This window comes from Streptomyces sp. NPDC048255 (assembly GCF_040652415.1).
In the GTDB taxonomy this organism is placed as follows: Bacteria; Actinomycetota; Actinomycetes; order Streptomycetales; family Streptomycetaceae; genus Streptomyces.
This window is the reverse complement of sequence record NZ_JBEZMA010000077.1, coordinates 1-16,227: the sequence shown is the minus strand read 5'-3', so window position 1 is coordinate 16,227 and position 16,227 is coordinate 1. Positions and strand designations below refer to the sequence as shown.

18 protein-coding genes are annotated in these 16,227 nt (G+C 70.8%); 8 read left to right on the top strand and 10 right to left on the bottom strand.

From position 1 onward, the window contains the following. Positions 1 to 19 precede the first annotated feature (19 nt). The 4 genes from AB0D94_RS34165 to AB0D94_RS34150 all read left to right on the top strand — a co-directional run bounded on the left by AB0D94_RS34165 (position 20) and on the right by AB0D94_RS34150 (position 3,239). Positions 20 to 814: a thioesterase family protein gene (locus AB0D94_RS34165; protein ID WP_362060445.1), complete on the top strand. Its 795-nt coding sequence runs from the start codon at positions 20 to 22 to the stop codon at positions 812 to 814. Positions 815 to 931: 117 nt separating this feature from the next. Further along, entirely contained in the window at positions 932 to 1,201 is a 270-nt protein-coding gene (locus tag AB0D94_RS34160) for a hypothetical protein (protein ID WP_362060442.1), read from the top strand. An 88-nt stretch (positions 1,202 to 1,289) separates the two neighbouring features. Continuing rightward, positions 1,290 to 2,312 (top strand): bifunctional lytic transglycosylase/C40 family peptidase, encoded by a 1,023-nt coding sequence (locus AB0D94_RS34155; protein WP_362060479.1) that lies wholly within the window; start codon positions 1,290 to 1,292, stop codon positions 2,310 to 2,312. Between the two features lie 192 nt (positions 2,313 to 2,504). Further along, complete coding sequence (locus AB0D94_RS34150; protein ID WP_362060439.1) at positions 2,505 to 3,239, top strand: phosphatase PAP2 family protein; 735 nt, start codon at positions 2,505 to 2,507, stop codon at positions 3,237 to 3,239. Positions 3,240 to 3,243: 4 nt separating this feature from the next. Here the strand turns inward: AB0D94_RS34150 and AB0D94_RS34145 are convergent, their stop codons facing one another. The 3 genes from AB0D94_RS34145 to AB0D94_RS34135 all read right to left on the bottom strand — a co-directional run bounded on the left by AB0D94_RS34145 (position 3,244) and on the right by AB0D94_RS34135 (position 4,004). After that, positions 3,244 to 3,372 (bottom strand): hypothetical protein, encoded by a 129-nt coding sequence (locus AB0D94_RS34145; RefSeq protein WP_362060436.1) that lies wholly within the window; start codon positions 3,370 to 3,372, stop codon positions 3,244 to 3,246. Then, complete coding sequence (locus AB0D94_RS34140; protein WP_362060433.1) at positions 3,369 to 3,677, bottom strand: hypothetical protein; 309 nt, start codon at positions 3,675 to 3,677, stop codon at positions 3,369 to 3,371. Before AB0D94_RS34140 ends, AB0D94_RS34145 begins: the two co-directional genes overlap by 4 nt. A gap of 87 nt (positions 3,678 to 3,764) precedes the next feature. Next, positions 3,765 to 4,004, bottom strand: coding sequence for a hypothetical protein (locus AB0D94_RS34135; RefSeq protein ID WP_362060430.1), 240 nt, complete (start codon positions 4,002 to 4,004; stop codon positions 3,765 to 3,767). A 131-nt stretch (positions 4,005 to 4,135) separates the two neighbouring features. On the opposite strand from AB0D94_RS34135, the gene AB0D94_RS34130 reads away from it, so the two are divergent. Further along, positions 4,136 to 4,993, top strand: coding sequence for a hypothetical protein (locus AB0D94_RS34130; protein WP_362060427.1), 858 nt, complete (start codon positions 4,136 to 4,138; stop codon positions 4,991 to 4,993). A 146-nt stretch (positions 4,994 to 5,139) separates the two neighbouring features. After that, positions 5,140 to 5,286 (top strand): hypothetical protein, encoded by a 147-nt coding sequence (locus tag AB0D94_RS34125; protein WP_167347275.1) that lies wholly within the window; start codon positions 5,140 to 5,142, stop codon positions 5,284 to 5,286. 94 nt (positions 5,287 to 5,380) lie between these two features. Here the strand turns inward: AB0D94_RS34125 and AB0D94_RS34120 are convergent, their stop codons facing one another. After that, a complete protein-coding gene (locus tag AB0D94_RS34120; RefSeq protein ID WP_362060424.1) occupies positions 5,381 to 5,785 on the bottom strand; it encodes a metal-sensitive transcriptional regulator in 405 nt (134 codons plus the stop codon). A 209-nt stretch (positions 5,786 to 5,994) separates the two neighbouring features. On the opposite strand from AB0D94_RS34120, the gene AB0D94_RS34115 reads away from it, so the two are divergent. Both AB0D94_RS34115 and AB0D94_RS34110 read left to right on the top strand, forming a co-directional pair. Then, the gene (locus tag AB0D94_RS34115) at positions 5,995 to 6,615 is read left to right on the top strand and encodes a DUF47 family protein (RefSeq protein ID WP_243631357.1); all 621 of its coding nucleotides are present in this window, start codon (positions 5,995 to 5,997) and stop codon (positions 6,613 to 6,615) included. Between the two features lie 5 nt (positions 6,616 to 6,620). Continuing rightward, positions 6,621 to 7,619, top strand: coding sequence for an inorganic phosphate transporter (locus tag AB0D94_RS34110; RefSeq protein ID WP_362060420.1), 999 nt, complete (start codon positions 6,621 to 6,623; stop codon positions 7,617 to 7,619). A 249-nt stretch (positions 7,620 to 7,868) separates the two neighbouring features. On the opposite strand, the gene pstB is transcribed toward AB0D94_RS34110, so the two are convergent. The 6 genes from pstB to AB0D94_RS34080 form a co-directional block, all read right to left on the bottom strand. Continuing rightward, entirely contained in the window at positions 7,869 to 8,645 is a 777-nt protein-coding gene (pstB, locus tag AB0D94_RS34105) for a phosphate ABC transporter ATP-binding protein PstB (RefSeq protein ID WP_362060417.1), read from the bottom strand. 56 nt (positions 8,646 to 8,701) lie between these two features. Then, on the bottom strand, positions 8,702 to 9,784 hold the full coding sequence (gene pstA, locus AB0D94_RS34100) for a phosphate ABC transporter permease PstA (RefSeq protein ID WP_362060414.1): 1,083 nt from the start codon (positions 9,782 to 9,784) through the stop codon (positions 8,702 to 8,704). Beyond that, on the bottom strand, positions 9,784 to 10,773 hold the full coding sequence (pstC, locus tag AB0D94_RS34095) for a phosphate ABC transporter permease subunit PstC (protein WP_362060411.1): 990 nt from the start codon (positions 10,771 to 10,773) through the stop codon (positions 9,784 to 9,786). Before pstC ends, pstA begins: the two co-directional genes overlap by 1 nt. A 130-nt stretch (positions 10,774 to 10,903) precedes the next feature. Next, positions 10,904 to 12,040, bottom strand: coding sequence for a phosphate ABC transporter substrate-binding protein PstS (gene pstS / locus AB0D94_RS34090; RefSeq protein WP_362060408.1), 1,137 nt, complete (start codon positions 12,038 to 12,040; stop codon positions 10,904 to 10,906). Between the two features lie 245 nt (positions 12,041 to 12,285). Further along, a complete protein-coding gene (locus AB0D94_RS34085) occupies positions 12,286 to 13,242 on the bottom strand; it encodes a CHAD domain-containing protein (protein ID WP_362060405.1) in 957 nt (318 codons plus the stop codon). Continuing rightward, the gene (locus AB0D94_RS34080) at positions 13,223 to 15,505 is read right to left on the bottom strand and encodes an RNA degradosome polyphosphate kinase (RefSeq protein WP_362060402.1); all 2,283 of its coding nucleotides are present in this window, start codon (positions 15,503 to 15,505) and stop codon (positions 13,223 to 13,225) included. The genes AB0D94_RS34085 and AB0D94_RS34080 overlap by 20 nt, the downstream gene beginning before the upstream one ends. Between the last annotated feature and the right edge of the window lie 722 nt (positions 15,506 to 16,227).

The following is a 16,227-nucleotide window of genomic DNA, read 5'->3' as shown; positions in this document are numbered from 1 at the left end:
TGTCGGTAGCGTGCGGGGCATGGGTGCTCCCGAGGGGTTCTTCGAGCGGATCGACACCGGGCGGTTCCTGGCCACCGCGTACACGCGCGGGCCCTGGGACGCGGGTGCGCAGCATGCCGGGCCGCCCGCCGCGCTGCTCGGGCGGGCCGTCGAGGACCGGCCGGGTGCGCGTGCGGACATGCGGATCGCCCGGATCACCTACGAGATCCTGCGGCCCGTGCCGATCGGCGCGCTGGAGATCACCACGAGCGTGCTGCGGGCCGGCCGCGGCACCGAGGTGGTCGAGGCCTCGCTCACCCCGGCAGGCGCGGACGCTCCGGTGATGGTGGCGCGGGCCCTGCGGATCCGGGTGGCCGCGGAGCCGGTGCCGGCCGTGGTGCCGGGGCCGCAGCTGCCGCCGCCGGGGGAGGCGGAGGCGACGCCGTTCTTCCCGGTGCCGTGGGAGACCGGCTACCACACGGCCATGGAGGCCCGCTTCACCGAGGGCGCCTTCATGGAGCTCGGCCCAGGCACCTGCTGGATGCGGATGCGGGTACCGCTCGTCGCCGGGGAGGAGATCCGCCCGCTGGACCGGGTGCTGACCGCCGCCGATTCCGGCAACGGCATCAGCTCGGTGATGGACTTCGGCCGGTTCGTCTTCGTCAACGGCGACCTCACGGTCCATCTGCACCGCCATCCGGTCGGCGAATGGGCGTGCGTGGAATCCCGTACGAGTGTGGACGCGGCCGGCATCGGCCTCGTCGACGCCCGGCTCCACGACGAGAAGGGCCCCATCGGGCGGAGTGCGCAGAGCCTCTTCGTCGCCCCCAGGTAGCGCTCAACGACCCTCTGCTGAACGGCTGGTCGCGGACGAGGCCGTCCGGCCGGGGCGGCCGTCCGGCGGGAGTCGGGGCACGGGGAGCGCAGGGGGCGCGGGGCCGGGCCGCAGTAGGTGCGGCCGTTCGCGGGCCCCGGCAAGGCGCCCGCCGGGTACGAGGCCGTCGGCCGCACCGGCAAGCCCGTGGACAACCACGCCCCCTGGGGCGGGGACCGGGTGACGCGCACCTGGCCCGAGGGCTTCGCCCCGCGCGGGGGCGGCGGGACCGGGCCCGCCGTGCCCCTGGCCAAGGATCCGGGGGACTGGACGGTGGTCTCCTGCCACCTTGAAGATGATCCTACGAAGTGCACGGGCATGGCCCGGGCGGGCTTCCGCGTGGCGTAGCAAGTGGGCTAGTAGGACAGGCGACACGGGCGAATCGCGGCGGAAAGCGATGGGTATGGGGGAGGGTTGACGGGTGCGCAGAGTCTGGATGGTCGGCGGGATCGGGTTCGGGGTGTGCCTGAGCTTCCTCGTGCTCCTCGTGGTGGGGACGTACTCCGCCGCGGCGGGCCTGGTGGGGGGCGCGGGGCCGGGCGGCCGCGCGGTGGGGCTCGTGAAGGGGGCCGTTCCTGCGAAGTACCAGGCGCTGGTGGAGAAGTGGGGCAACCTGTGCCCGGCCATCAACCCGGCGCTGCTCGCCGCCCAGCTGTACTCGGAGAGCGGCTGGAACCCGAGTGCGGTCAGTCCGGCGGACGCGCGCGGCATCGCGCAGTTCATCCCGGGCACGTGGGCGGGCCACGGCATCGACGGGGACGGGGACGGGGACCGGGACATCTGGGACCCCAGTGACGCGATCCCGTCGGCGGCCTCGTACGACTGCGAGCTGGCCAAGGACGTGGCGAGCGTGCCCGGGGACGCGACGGCGAACATGCTCGCGGCCTACAACGCGGGGGCCTACGCGGTCATCAAGTACGGCGGTGTGCCCCCGTACAAGGAGACCCAGGGCTACGTGAAGACGATCACGACGCTGGCCAAGAGCTTCGCGCGGCCGGTCGGCCGGGTCGCGCCTTCCCAACAGGCGGCCGGGGCCATCTACTTCGCGCAGAAGCAGCTGGGGACCCCGTACCTGTGGGGCGGCAACGGAACTCCCGAGCAGAACGGGCGGTTCGACTGCTCGGGGCTGACCAAGGCGGCGTACGAGACGGTGGGCATCGAGCTGCCGCGGGTGGCGAACGACCAGTACAACGCCGGTTCGCACCCCTCGCGGGATGAACTGCTGCCCGGTGATCTGGTGTTCTTCTCCGACGATCTGACGAATTCTCGGGAGATCCGGCACGTCGGTCTCTATGTGGGCGGCGGCTACATGATCAACGCCCCTTATACCGGCGCCGTGATCCGCTTCGACAAGATCGACACGCCTGATTACTTCGGTGCGACGCGTGTCACGAAGGACGGCGCGGCGGCCCTACCGGAGCGCGCCGCGGCAGCCCCCGTACCTAGTAACTCTCCGTGAACTAAAGGCCCTGAGCTGCGACGATGAGTCACTCTTCGATAACGTTGGGGTGATCATTCGGTGGAGAGTGGAACGTAGTTGTCAGAACCTGCGTTCCATGGACACAGGGGTTGATCAAAGTGGGGGGCGAAGGGGTGCACGCAGCGGTGCGCCCGCAGGGGAACCACGGCTAGAGCAAGGGGCCGCATCACCATGGCTGGACTCACAACTGGTGGGCCGAACGTGGATGTCAGCCTGCTGTACGAGATCAACGGAATGGCCCGGCGGGCCCCGGACTGGATCGACCGGGCCGTCAGCCTGGCCGGCGGCTACGGGATCCTGCTCACCCTGGTGCTCCTGGTCCTCTGGTGCTGGCGCGGCGCGCGCAGGCAGGACGAGGCCGCCGCCGTCGAGTCCTTCGCCGCGCTGATGTGGGCCCCGCTCGCCGCCGTGCTGGCCCTGCTCGTGAACATGCCGCTGCGTGAATTCGTCGCGCGGCCACGGCCGTTCCGCCAGCACGAGGGGCTCCTGGTCCTCGATCCGAACCTCCGGACGGGGGCGGACCTGGCGGCCACGGACTTCTCCTTCGTCAGCGGGCACGCCACCCTCGCGATGGCCCTGGGCGTGGGCCTGTTCCTGGCGAACCGCAGGATCGGGCTCATCGGCATCGGGCTCGCGCTCGTCGAGGGCTTCTGCCGCGTCTACGTGGGCGTCCACTATCCGACCGACGTGATCGGCGGCTTCGCGCTCGGGACCGCCGTCGCCCTCGTGCTCGCGCCGCTCGCGATGGCCGTGCTGAACCCGCTGGTACGGGCCGTGGCCGCGGCCCCGCGCGCCGCGTTCCTCGTCCGCGCCCGGAGCGGTCTGCTGACCCGGCCGGTCGACCTGGCACAGGCCCAGACCCCGCCGGCCGATCAGCGCACCCAGGAGAGCGACCTCGCGGCCTGAGGCCTCAGGCGCTCGCGTACGCGTTCCATACGGCGAGCAGTACGGCCACCACCAGGCAGAGTCCGGCCGCCCCGAAGCACAGGCGTACCGCGGGCGGCCGCGACCGGGACCGGGACCGGGGCCGGGGTGTCACCGGTCACCGCTCCCGCTGCTCCGGTTGCTGCTCCGGTTGCTGTTTCGGTTTTCCGCGTGGTCCGCGCCGTCCGGGTGGTCCGCGCCGTGCGGGTCCTCCGCGTCCTCCGCGTCCTCGCGGCGGTAGCGGGAGCGCAGCCACAGGCCGGTGGCCACGGCGGCGGCGGTGGTCAGCCCGATGGCCAGGGCGACGTCGCCCGGACCGTCCGCCGAGCCCACGGGTCGGGCCCAGGCCGGGGCGGCCGGGCTCAGCGCGAGGAGCAGGGCCCAGAGGAGGGCCGCGAGGCGGGCTGCGGGTCCTGGCATGAGTCAAGGGCATCCGCTCCCGTACGGGTCGGCCAGCCGGGCCGTCCGAACGGGCGACACGCCGTACGGGTGCCCGCCCGGCCGGGCCTACTCCCGCGCCGTGTGCCGGCCGGCGTCCTTGCGGGCCAGGTCGCGGGAGCGGCGGGCCGGCCCCTTCCAGCCGCAGCTGCAGACCGCCAGGCAGAAGGCGCCGCGCTCGGTGGTGGAGGTGCTGTGCGGGCCGTCGGACGGCTGTGACGGCCCCGCGCTTCCCGGCTGGGCCGGCAGCCCGGGGAGCGGCACGGCGGCAAGCGGAGGAATCAGGGTCGCTTCGGTGTGCGGGTCCACCCACCCAAGGTACCCGGCGCTGCGTGGGCCGCGGACGGCCGCGGCCCGTGACGGGAAACCCCGGACCTCGTTAAGCGGAGCGGGTGGGGGCCTCGGGCAAACAGCGGTCATGCGTTGGGGGTTGGCAGGCGATGGTGGTGCACCAGCACAGGCGGCGGCGCGGGCGCGCGGGTGAGGCGGTGCTCGCCCTCGGCGTCAGCCTCGCGGTCGTGGCGATCAGCGGGTGCGGTCGCGGCGGCGGCGGCACCGGCGGCGGCAGCGGAAGCGGCGGGGACCGGCCACCCGCGGACGCGGCGGCGGTGGTGCGCGGCGCCGCCGATGTGCTGGCGAAGACCGGCAGCGCCCAGGCCCGTACGGCGATGGAGATGGCCACGGGCGGTACCCGGGTCACGATCCACGGCGAGGGCGGCGTCGACTTCAAGAACCGGATGGGCCAGCTCCTGGTGATGCTCCCGGCCGACGTGACCGGCAAGCCGGGGCACCGGCCGATCACCGAGCTGCTCGCACCCGGGGCCCTCTACATGAAGAACCGGGGCGCGGGGGTCCCCGACGACAAGTGGGTGCGGGTCGACACGACGACCCTCGCCGACGGGAACCTCGTCACGGGCGGGGCGACCGACCCGATGGCGGCGGCGGAGCTGCTGCGGGGCGCGCTGGACGTGACGTACGTCGGGGAGACCGAGGTGGCGGGCACCAAGGTGCGGCACTACCGGGGGACCACCGACATCGGGCGGGCCGCGCGGAGCGCCTCGCCGCAGGTGAAGGGGGCGCTGGAGGCGGCGGCGAAAGGGTTCAGCAAGGACACCGTGCCCTTCGACGTCTACCTGGACGAGGAGGGGCGCCTGCGGAAGGTCCGGCACCGCTTCACCTACGTCAACAATGGCGTGATCGATGTCTCCTCGACCACGCTGCTGTACGGATTCGGGACCCCGGTGACCGTCGTATTGCCCGCAAACGGGGACATCTACGCCGGGAAGATCGCCGAATAGCCGGGTGGGCGGCTTCCCGGCGGCGCGATCGGGCCATGCCGGGTTTCCGGAAATGGTCCATCCGTGTCATGCGCGCCGCACCGCGTCCTCCCTACGCTGAGAAGCCGAGCGCCGACGGGCGATGGCGGCAGATTGAGGTGACACGCGTGACTCCCGCAGGCGGCATGACGGTGCAGGACCACGTGGCTCTCGCCGAGATCGAGCTGTGCGGCGAGCTGATCATCGCGGCCTCCGCGGCCGACGAAGAGCGGCTCAGCCTGGACCGGATCGACGAGGTCCTGCTGGGCCCGTAGCCCTGGCCGGCCAGTCGGCCGACCAGCCGGGCTCATGGTCGTAGTCGTAGTCGGAGTCGTCGTCGTGGTGCCGGGCGTCCGGTGCGGCGGCGGGTCAGGTGCGCAGGAGGCGGGCGATGGCCTTGGTGGCTTCCTCGACCTTCGCGTCGATCTCGGTGCCGCCCTTGACGGCCGCGTCGGCGACGCAGTGGCGCAGGTGCTCCTCCAGCAGCTGGAGCGCGAAGGACTGGAGCGCCTTCGTGCTGGCCGAGACCTGGGTGAGTATGTCGATGCAGTACACGTCCTCGTCGACGAGCCGCTGGAGGCCGCGGATCTGCCCCTCGATGCGGCGCAGCCGCTTCAGGTGCTCGTCCTTCTGGTGGTGGTACCCGTGCACCGCCGTGGCCGTGGCCGTGCCCGTAGTGCCCGTGCCCGTGGCCGTGGCCGCGGTCGTGCCGGTACCGGGGGCCGTGGCCGCGCCGGTCCCGGCTCCGGAGCCCTCCGCCTCGATGGCCGTCATAGGTCCTCCCGTGGTCTGGTCCGGAACGAAGGGGCCGCATACCCGCATACCCCTCATGGGTATAGGGTACTTGGCCCTGGTGACAGGGACAGGGGCCCGTGGTCCCCACTCTGCCTGATGGAGGACACTGGGGAACTGCCGGTTAGCCGTGGCAGGGGGATGCGCCTAGCATCAGCCTGACCGAATCCAATGCACCCCGAGGACCTCACGTGCGATTTCGTCTGACCCCCAGGGAGACGAGCTTCTACGACATGTTCGCCGCATCCGCGGACAACATCGTCACGGGCTCGAAGCTCCTGATGGAACTGCTCGGAGCGGACTCCTCCGCCCGGGCCGAGATCGCGGAGCGGATGCGGGCAGCGGAGCACGCGGGGGACGACGCCACCCACGCGATCTTCCACCAGTTGAACTCCTCCTTCATCACGCCTTTCGACCGCGAGGACATCTACAAGCTGGCCTCGTCGCTCGACGACATCATGGACTTCATGGAGGAGGCGGTCGACCTGGTCGTCCTCTACAACGTGGAGGAGCTCCCCAAGGGCGTCGAGCAGCAGATCGAGGTGCTGGCGCGGGCGGCCGAGCTGACCGCCGAGGCCATGCCGCACCTGCGGACGATGGACAACCTGACCGAGTACTGGATCGAGGTCAACCGCCTCGAGAACCAGGCCGACCAGATCCACCGCAAGCTGCTCGCCCAGCTCTTCAACGGCAAGTACGACGCCATTGAGGTGCTGAAGCTCAAGCAGATCGTCGACGTGCTCGAAGAGGCGGCCGACGCGTTCGAGCACGTTGCGAACACGGTGGAGACCATCGCGGTCAAGGAGTCCTGAACCTCGTGGACACCTTCGCTCTGATCGTGACCATCGGTGTCGCGCTCGGTTTCACGTACACCAACGGTTTCCACGACTCGGCGAACGCGATCGCGACCTCGGTCTCGACCCGCGCGCTGACCCCGCGCGCCGCGCTCGCGATGGCCGCGGTGATGAACCTCGCCGGTGCCTTCCTGGGCAGCGGGGTCGCCAAGACCGTCAGCAAGGGCCTGATCGAGACGCCCCACGGCAACCGGGGCATGTGGATCCTGTTCTCGGCGCTCGTGGGCGCGATCGTCTGGAACCTGATCACCTGGTACTTCGGGCTGCCCTCGTCCTCCTCGCACGCGCTGTTCGGCGGCATGGTGGGCGCGGCGCTGGCGGGCGGCATCGGCGTGCTGTGGGACGGCGTGGTCGACAAGGTCGTCATCCCGATGTTCGTCTCGCCGGTCGTCGGCCTCGTGGCCGGTTACCTGGTGATGGTCGCCATCCTGTGGATGTTCCGGCGCGCCAATCCGCACAAGGCCAAGCGCGGTTTCCGTATCGCGCAGACGGTCTCGGCGGCCGGTATGGCGCTGGGACACGGCCTGCAGGACGCGCAGAAGACGATGGGCATCGTCGTGATGGCGCTGGTCATCGCTGACGTGCAGACCGCCGACGCGGCCATCCCGATCTGGGTCAAGGTCGCCTGCGCCGTGATGCTGTCGCTGGGTACGTACGCGGGCGGCTGGCGAATCATGCGCACCCTCGGCCGCAAGATCATCGAGCTGGACCCGCCGCAGGGCTTCGCGGCCGAGACCACCGGTGCCTCGATCATGTTCGGCTCGGCGTTCCTCTTCCACGCGCCGATCTCCACCACCCACGTGATCACCTCCGCGATCATGGGTGTGGGTGCGACCAAGCGGGTGAACGCGGTCCGCTGGGGCGTCGCCAAGAACATCATCCTCGGCTGGTTCATCACGATGCCGGCCGCGGCGCTCGTCGCTGCCGTCAGCTTCTGGATCGTGAACCTGGCCTTCGTCTAGCGGGAGCGGGTTCCCTGCTGGGGGTCCGGGGGTCATCCCCCGGGTGATGCAGTATCACGATGCCGGCCGCGGCGCTCGTCGCCGCCGTCAGCTTCTGGATCGTGAACCTGGCCTTCGTCTAGGCCGGGAAACCGGACGGACGAAAGCGGGCCGGCTCCCCCCACCCAGGGGGAGCCGGCCCTTTTTCTTTCTTTCGCCTTGCGGTGGCACCGCCATGCAGCACCGCAGGACGTTCAGAACATCCCGGGTCTAGCCGAAGCGGCCCGAGATGTAGTCCTCGGTCGCCTGCACCGACGGGTTCGAGAAGATCCGGTCGGTGTCGTCGATCTCGATGAGCTTGCCGGGCTGGCCGACCGCCGAGAGGTTGAAGAAGGCGGTGCGGTCCGAGACGCGGGCGGCCTGCTGCATGTTGTGCGTCACGATGACGATCGTGAAGCGCTCCTTGAGCTCGCCGATCAGGTCCTCGATCGCGAGGGTGGAGATCGGGTCGAGGGCCGAGCAGGGCTCGTCCATCAGCAGGACCTGCGGCTCGACCGCGATGGCGCGGGCGATGCACAGACGCTGCTGCTGGCCGCCGGAGAGGCCGGAGCCGGGCTTGTTGAGGCGGTCCTTGACCTCGTTCCAGAGGTTGGCGCCCTGGAGGGACTTCTCGACGATCTCGGCCAGCTCGGACTTCTTGAAGCTGCCGTTCAGCCGCAGGCCCGCCGCCACGTTGTCGAAGATCGACATGGTGGGGAAGGGGTTCGGGCGCTGGAAGACCATGCCGACCGTGCGGCGGACCGCGACGGGGTCCACGCCGGCGCCGTACAGGTTCTCGTCGTCCAGGAGGACCTTGCCCTCGACGCGGCCGCCGGGGGTGACCTCGTGCATGCGGTTGAGGGTGCGCAGGAAGGTGGACTTGCCGCAGCCGGACGGGCCGATGAAGGCGGTCACGGAGCGGGGCTCCACGGTCATCGAGATGTCATCGATGGCCTTGTGGGCGCCGTAGAAGGCGGAAAGGCCGCTGACGTCGATTCGCTTGGCCATGAGGGGTCACTTCTCTTTCATACAGTCACCGCGGCGAAGCCGCTATGGGCTCGCTTTTAGCGACCGGTCTTCGGGGCCTTCCAGCGGGCGATGCCGCGGGCCACCAGATTGAGGATCATGACGAAGGCGATCAGGACGAGCGCTGCGGCCCATGCCCGGTCGTAGGAGGCTTCACTGCCGACCTTGTACTGCTCCCAGATATAGAGCGGGAGCGAGGACTGGGCGCCTTCGAAGGGGTTGTTGTTGATCAGCTGCGAACCGAAGACCAGCAGCATGATCGGCGCGGTCTCACCGGCGATGCGGGCCACGGCCAGCATGACACCGGTCGAGATGCCGCCGATGGCGGTGGGGAGCACGACCTTGAGGATCATGCGCCACTTCGGCACACCGAGGGCGAGGGCGGCCTCGCGCAGCTCGTTGGGGACGAGCTTGAGCATCTCCTCGGTGGAGCGGACCACGACCGGCATCATCAGGATCGACAGGGCCATGGCACCGGCGAAGCCGGAGGGGCCGAAGCCGAGCATCAGGTTCCAGGTCGTCAGGATGAACAGGCCCGCGACGATGGAGGGGATGCCGGTCATGACGTCGACGAAGAAGGTCACGGCCTTGGCGAGCGAGCCCCGGCCGTACTCGACCAGGTAGACGGCGGTCAGCAGGCCGATCGGCGCGGCGATCAGGGTCGCGAGGCCCACCTGCTCCAGGGTGCCGAGCAGCGCGTGGTAGACGCCGCCGCCCTGCTCGAAGCTGGTCACGCCGTTCATGGAGTGGCTCAGGAAGTCCCCGTCGAGGACCTTGATGCCGCGGCTGATCGTGGTCCACATCAGCGAGAGCAGCGGGACGACCGCGAGGATGAAGCAGACCCACACGACGGAGGTCGCGACGCGGTCCTTGGCCTGGCGGCGGTTCTCGACGACCGCGCTCGCGGTGTACGTGATCACGACGAACAGGATGGCCGCGATCAGACCCCACTGGACCTTGCTGTGGAGGTCGAAGACGAGGCCGATGCCGCTGCCGAGGGCGGCCGAGAGGACGGCGATGCCGGCCGGGGCCCAGCGGGGCAGGCCGCCCCGGGTGAGGCTGGCGGGTGCGGCGGACTTGGTGGCCCGGGCGGGCCGCTGGTCCTGGAGTGCGTGGCTCATCAGGCGTTCGCCCCCGAGAAGTCCTTGCGGCGAGCGATGATCAGGCGAGCTGCACCGTTGACCAGCAGGGTGAGCAGGAAGAGGACCAGACCGGAGGCGATCAGCGCGTCCCGGCCGAACTCGTTGGCCTCGTCGAACTTCGCGGCGATGTTCTGCGCGAAGGTGCCGCCGCCCGGGTCGAGGATGTGCAGCGAGATCAGGAAGCTCGGGGAGAGGACGGTCGCGACGGCCATGGTCTCGCCGAGGGCGCGGCCGAGGCCGAGCATCGAGGCGGAGATGACTCCGGAGCGGCCGAAGGGCAGGACCGACATCCGGATGACTTCCCAGCGGGTCGCGCCGAGGGCCAGGGCGGCCTCCTCGTTCATGCGCGGGACCTGGAGGAAGACCTCGCGGCTGACGCTGGTCACGATCGGCAGGATCATGATCGCGAGCAGGATGCCGACGGTGAAGATCGAGCGGGCGACGCCGACCTGGGACTTGTCGAAGACGTAGGTCCAGCCCAGGTACTCGTCGAGCCAGAGGTTCAGGCCCGCCAGCTGCGGCACGAGGAAGAGGGCGCCCCAGATGCCGTAGATGATCGACGGCACGGCGGCCAGCAGGTCGACCACGTAGGCCAGGGGCGCGGCCAGCTTGCGCGGCGCGTAGTGCGAGATGAACAGGGCGATGCCGACAGCGATCGGAACCGCGATGGCCATCGCGATGATCGAGCTGACGACGGTGCCGAAGAGCAGGACGGCGATGCCGAAGACGGGCGGGTTGGCCGACGCGTTCCAGTCGAAGGTGGTGAGGAAGTTCCCCTCGTTCTCCGACAGGGCGATCGAGGCGCGGTAGGTGAGGAAGATGGCGATCGACGCCATGATCACCAGGAGCAGGATGCCGGAGCCCTTGGAGAGCCCGGCGAAGATCTTGTCACCGGCGCGGCCGGTGGACCTTCCGCTCTTGGAGACAGGCGGAGCCTGGTCTATCTGGGTGGGTGTGGTGGAAGCCATGATCTTTCCGGTCTGGGTGGGGGCAGGCCCCCGGGCGGCGGTGCACCGGATTTCCCCGGGTGGAGGGGAAGGGTCCCGGGGCCGGTCCGCCCCCCGGACGGGGGGAGCGGACCGGGCCTCGGGCTCGGGACTAGGCCAGCGAGGCGATGATCTCGCGGACCTTGGCGTTGATCTCGGCCGGGATCGGCGCGTAGCCGTTCTCGAGGAGGATCTTCTGACCCGCGTCGGACGCGGTGTAGTTCAGGAAGGACTTCACGGTCGGCAGGGTCTCGGCCTTGTTGCCCTTGTCGCAGACGACCTCGTAGGTGACCAGGACGATCGGGTACGCGCCCTCGGCCTTGGTGGCGTAGTCGAGCTTCAGCGCCAGGTCGTTGCCGGTGCCGGAGATCTTGGCGGCGGCGATGGCCTTGGAGGCGTTCTCGCCGGTGGCCTTGACCGGGGCGGAGGCGCCCGTGTTCAGGTCGACCGTCTTGATGTTCTGCGCGCTGGCGTAGGAGAGCTCGAAGTAGCCGATGGAGCCGTCGACCTGCTTGACCTGGGTGGCGACACCCGCGGAGCCGGAGGCGCCGAGGCCGCCCGGGGCGGGCCACTTCTTCGCGGCCTCGTGCGGCCAGGCGTCACCGGCGGTGGCCTTGAGGTACTTGCCCAGGTTCTCGGTGGTGCCCGAGTCCTCGGAGCGGTGGAAGTGCTGGATCGCGGTGCCGGGAAGCGTGACGCCGGGGTTCAGCTTCTTGATCGCCTCGTCGTCCCACTTCTTGATCTTGTCGTTGAAGATGTTGGCGATCGTGGCGGCGTCGAGGTTCAGCTTGTCCACGCCGGCGATGTTGAAGCCGAGGGCGATGGGACCGCCGACCATGGGCAGGTCGATGCCCTGGCCACCGGTGCAGATCTTCTTCGACTCCTCGACCTGCTCCGGCTTCAGCGCCGAGTCGGAGCCGGCGAAGCCGACGGTGCCCTGGTTGAAGGCGACGATGCCCTCACCGGAGGAGGAGGACTTGTAGTTCACCTCGACGCCGGGGCAGGCGGCCATGTAGTTCTTCACCCACAGGTCGACCGCGTTCTTCTGCGCGGACGAGCCGGAGGCGAGGAGCTTGCCCTTGGCGTCGTCGCACTTGATGTCGCCCGTGCCGGCCGCCGGCTTGCTGGTGGCCGAGCCGTTGTCCTTGGTGTTGTCGTCCGAGCCGCACGCCGTGAGGACCAGGGCGCCGGACACGACGAGCGCCCCGAGGGCGGAGGCACGAAGCATGTTCTTGCGCTGAAGCTTCACTTTCGGGTGTTCCTTCCAGAAGCCGCCGGCCGCTTTCTGTATCGGGGCGGCGTGCGAAGAGGACTGCGTGTGTTCGCCCGGCGGGGCCGCTCGACCTGCGGGCGGCTCGTACCGTGCACGACTGAAACTAGGCAGAACAGGTGAAGCCGCCGACCGGGCCGAGTGAACGGACGGTGAACCGTGGCGGACGGCCCGGTGCGTCTCCTGTGGATCACACTCGGCCGCCATCATCCGTTACCCGGCCGTTATCCCGGCGTGACCGCGGGCTCCGGCAGCCAGAGCTCCCGGAAGGCGAAACGCGCCGCCTCGACCTCGTGCCGCTGGTCGGCGTGGAGCACGCCGAGGGCGTACGCCGTGGCAGGGGCGATGCGCGGGGTGCGGGCGGCCGTGGCGGAGGCCGTGGCGGCCTCCGCCGCGTCACGGTGGCGGTCCAGGGCCTCGCCCGCCGCCGACAGCCGGGTCACGTCCTCGCCCAGGGCCTCCCGGGCGTACCGGTGGACCCGCAGGAGGCGGCGTACCTCGTGCCACTGGCCGTCGTGGTCGCAGTTGTACGGCTGGACGCCGTCCACCGGCGGCAGCACCGAGACCGCCGCCGACAGTCGGGTTTCGGCCACCTCTGCGAGCGGTACGAGGACCTCCGCGACCCGCCCGCGGGCCGCGACCGCGTCCAGCGGGACCTCGGAGGCCAGCACCGCCACCGCGTCCGCCACCGCGTGGAAGCGGGCGGAGCCCAGCGCCTGGAGCGTGGCCGAGTGGGCGCGGGTGCGGGCCAGGTTCAGCTGGCGCTCCAGCAGCGCGCCGGCCCGCGCCGAGCCCACCGTGAGCGCGCCCGCGGAGGAGCGCGGCGCCGGGACGTCCTGCGCCCCCGACAGCCGGTGCAGCGCCTCCATCAGCCGGGCCAGCCGGGCCGCGTAGGCGTGTTCGTCGGCCAGGGTCGAGGACAGCCACACCAGCTCGGTGCGCAGGCCGTCGGCCCAGGCGGACTCGGTCACCACCCGGAAGGTGGCCAGGGATCCGCTGATCCGGCGCGCAGCCCCCCGCAGGCTGCGCGCCGCGTCACCTTCGCCCGCCGCGTCCGCTCCGTTCGCCGCGCTCTCGCCGTGCAGGCGCAGCGCGCGAAGGAAAGCGGTGGCCTGGCCGCGCAGGTACGTGCTGAGCACGTCACCCGCGCCGGCCGTCAGGTCATGGTTTGGCTGAGCCACGCCGGCGCCTCCGGGCGTCTATGAGCGTCTCCTGTACGTGCCGCAGCGGCTGGCCTTCCGCGTCCGTGCTGTGCCGGGTCCATTCGCCGTCCGGGCCCAGGTGCCAGGAGGACGTGGCGTCGGACATGCCGGTCTGCAGCATCCGGTCCAGTGCCGCGCGGTGGGCCGGGTCGGCGACCCGGACCAGTGCCTCGATGCGGCGGTCGAGGTTGCGGTGCATCATGTCGGCGCTGCCGATCCACACCTCCGGCTCGCCGCCGTTGCCGAAGGCGAAGACGCGGGAGTGTTCGAGGAAGCGGCCGAGGACGGAGCGGACCCGGATGTTCTCCGAGAGCCCGGGGACCCCGGGCCGCACCGCGCAGATGCCGCGGACCCAGATGTCGACGGGCACGCCCGCCTGGGCGGCCCGGTAGAGGGAGTCGATCAGGGCCTCGTCGACGATCGAGTTCATCTTCAGGCGCACGTACGCGGGGCGGCCGGCCCTGTGGTGGGCGGCCTCCTTGTCGATCCGCGCGATCAGGCCGTCGCGCAGCGAGCGGGGCGCCACCATCAGCCGGCGGTAGGTCTCGCGGCGGGAGTAGCCGGAGAGCCGGTTGAAGAGGTCGGAGAGGTCCGCGCCGACCTGCGGGTCGGCGGTGAGCAGGCCGAGGTCCTCGTAGAGCCGGGCGGTCTTGGGGTGGTAGTTGCCGGTGCCGACGTGGGAGTAGCGGCGCAGCTGGTCGCCCTCCTGGCGGACGACGAGCGACAGCTTGCAGTGGGTCTTCAGGCCGACGAGCCCGTAGACGACGTGGCAGCCGGACTCCTCCAGCTTGCGCGCCCACTTGATGTTGGCCTGCTCGTCGAAGCGGGCCTTGATCTCGACGAGTACGAGGACCTGCTTGCCGGAGTCGGCGGCGTCGATCAGGGCGTCCACGATCGGGGAGTCGCCGGAGGTGCGGTACAGCGTCTGCTTGATCGCGAGGACGTCGGGGTCGGCGGCGGCCTGCTCCAGGAAGGCCTGCACCGAGGTGGAGAAGGAGTCGTACGGGTGGTGCAGCAGCACGTCCCGCTCGCGCAGCGCGGCGAAGATGTCGGGCGCGGACGCGGACTCGACCTCGGCGAGGTCGCGGTGGGTGCCGGCGACGAACTTCGGGTACTTCAGCTCCGGCCGGTCCAGCGAGGCGATCCCGAAGAGGGCGGTCAGGTCCAGCAGACCGGGCAGCGGGTACACCTCGGAGGCGTTGACGTTCAACTCCTGCACGAGGAGGTCCAGCACGCCCGGGTCGATGGACTCCTCGACCTCCAGGCGCACCGGCGGGCCGAAGCGGCGCCGCATGAGCTCCTTCTCCAGGGCCTGGAGCAAGTTCTCGGCGTCGTCCTCCTCGACCTCCAGGTCCTCGTTGCGGGTCACGCGGAACATGTGGTGCGCGAGCACCTCCATGCCGGGGAACAGCTCCTCCAGGTGCGCGGCGATGACGTCCTCCAGCGGGACGTAGCGCTGCGGGGAGGCCTCCAGGAAGCGGGAGAGGAGCGGCGGGACCTTGACCCGGGCGAAGTGGCGGTGGCCGCTGACCGGGTTGCGTACGACGACGGCCAGGTTCAGGGAGAGGCCGGAGATGTACGGGAACGGGTGCGCGGGGTCCACGGCCAGCGGGGTGAGCACCGGGAAGATCTGGTTCCGGAACAGCGTGAAGAGGCGCGCCTGCTCCTTCTCGGTGAGGTCGGGCCAGCGGATCAGGTGGATGCCCTCCTCGGCCAGCGCCGGGGAGATGTCCTGCTGGAAGCAGGCGGCGTGGCGGGCCATGAGCTCGCGCGAGCGCGTCCAGATCAGGTCCAGCACCTCGCGGGGCTGGAGGCCGGAGGCCGAACGGGTGGCGACACCGGTCGCGATGCGGCGCTTGAGGCCGGCGACGCGGACCATGAAGAACTCGTCGAGGTTGCTGGCGAAGATCGCCAGGAAGTTCGCGCGCTCCAGGAGCGGGGTCGTCGGGTCCTCGGCGAGTTCCAGCACCCGCTCGTTGAAGGCCAGCCAGCTGCGCTCGCGGTCGAGGAAGCGGCCCGGGGGGAGCTCGTCGCCGTCCTTGTCCTCGTAGCCGTCAAGGTCGGCGTCGAGATCGGGTTCGAGGTCGACGTGCGGGCGGTGCGCGGAGATGGAGCCTATGCGCGCGTGCGCTCCGGTGACCGCGAGACCTGCCGGGCCGCCGGTCTGCTTGCCGCCGGCGGGGGTGTGGGACGGGTGCTGGGCGGGGACCTCGGTGGGGCCCGCGCTGGGCTGGTGGCTCATGACTCCATTGTTCCGCGCACGCGGCAGGACAGGCGCGTCGGAAGCGTCGGCCGTCAGTCGGAGTCGGGGCTGCATAGGGGGAGAGTCGCAAGCGCGTCTTAATGCCTGGTGAATGGCGTATGGCTTCCCGGGTCCGGCTGGCGCAAGGGTTGTGGGGGTGAGGTGTCCCCTGCGGCCTCGGCTGCGCCGTGCTTGCCGGGGTGTGGGGCGGGGCCGCTCCGGAGCGTCTCCTCGGCCGCTTCCCCTGCGGGGGCCTGGCCGGGTGCGGCGCCGTTGCTGGGGCTCTGCCCCAGGCCCCGCGCCTCAATCGCCGGCGGGGCTGGGTTTGGCGTCGGGTGTGGGCCGGGGCCGCCGCTGCCCCTGCGGGGGGCTCGGCGGGTGCGGCCTCGGCTGCGCCGTGCTTACCGGGTGTGGGCCGGGGCCGCTCCGGAGCGTCTCCTCGGCTCGCGCACTTAACCCCGGCTACGAAAGCGCTGCCTGGGTTGCGCGCTCGTCCTGCGGGGACTCTCCTGCGCGTCCCCACCCCACGCCCGTGCTTCGGAAGCCAGCCCCGCCCCCTCGGAAGCCGTTCCGGGGTGGGGGCCCGGGCTTCGGAAGCCAGACCCGTCTCCGTCGGAAGCGGTGGCGGGGTGTGGGCCGGGGCCGCTCCGGAGCGTCTCCTCGGCTCGCGCACTTAACCCGGGCTGCGAATGTCCGGCCTGGGTTGCGCGCTCGTCCTGCGG

Coding starts and splice junctions, on each gene's coding strand:
- AB0D94_RS34165 (WP_362060445.1), top strand. CDS start 20: ATGGGTGCTCCCGAGGGGTTCTTCGAGCGGATCGACACCGGGCGGTTC.
- AB0D94_RS34155 (WP_362060479.1), top strand. CDS start 1,290: ATGGTCGGCGGGATCGGGTTCGGGGTGTGCCTGAGCTTCCTCGTGCTC.
- AB0D94_RS34150 (WP_362060439.1), top strand. CDS start 2,505: ATGGCTGGACTCACAACTGGTGGGCCGAACGTGGATGTCAGCCTGCTG.
- AB0D94_RS34140 (WP_362060433.1), bottom strand. CDS start 3,677: ATGCCAGGACCCGCAGCCCGCCTCGCGGCCCTCCTCTGGGCCCTGCTC.
- AB0D94_RS34130 (WP_362060427.1), top strand. CDS start 4,136: ATGGTGGTGCACCAGCACAGGCGGCGGCGCGGGCGCGCGGGTGAGGCG.
- AB0D94_RS34120 (WP_362060424.1), bottom strand. CDS start 5,785: ATGACGGCCATCGAGGCGGAGGGCTCCGGAGCCGGGACCGGCGCGGCC.
- pstB (WP_362060417.1), bottom strand. CDS start 8,645: ATGGCCAAGCGAATCGACGTCAGCGGCCTTTCCGCCTTCTACGGCGCC.
- pstA (WP_362060414.1), bottom strand. CDS start 9,784: ATGAGCCACGCACTCCAGGACCAGCGGCCCGCCCGGGCCACCAAGTCC.
- pstC (WP_362060411.1), bottom strand. CDS start 10,773: ATGGCTTCCACCACACCCACCCAGATAGACCAGGCTCCGCCTGTCTCC.
- AB0D94_RS34080 (WP_362060402.1), bottom strand. CDS start 15,505: ATGAGCCACCAGCCCAGCGCGGGCCCCACCGAGGTCCCCGCCCAGCAC.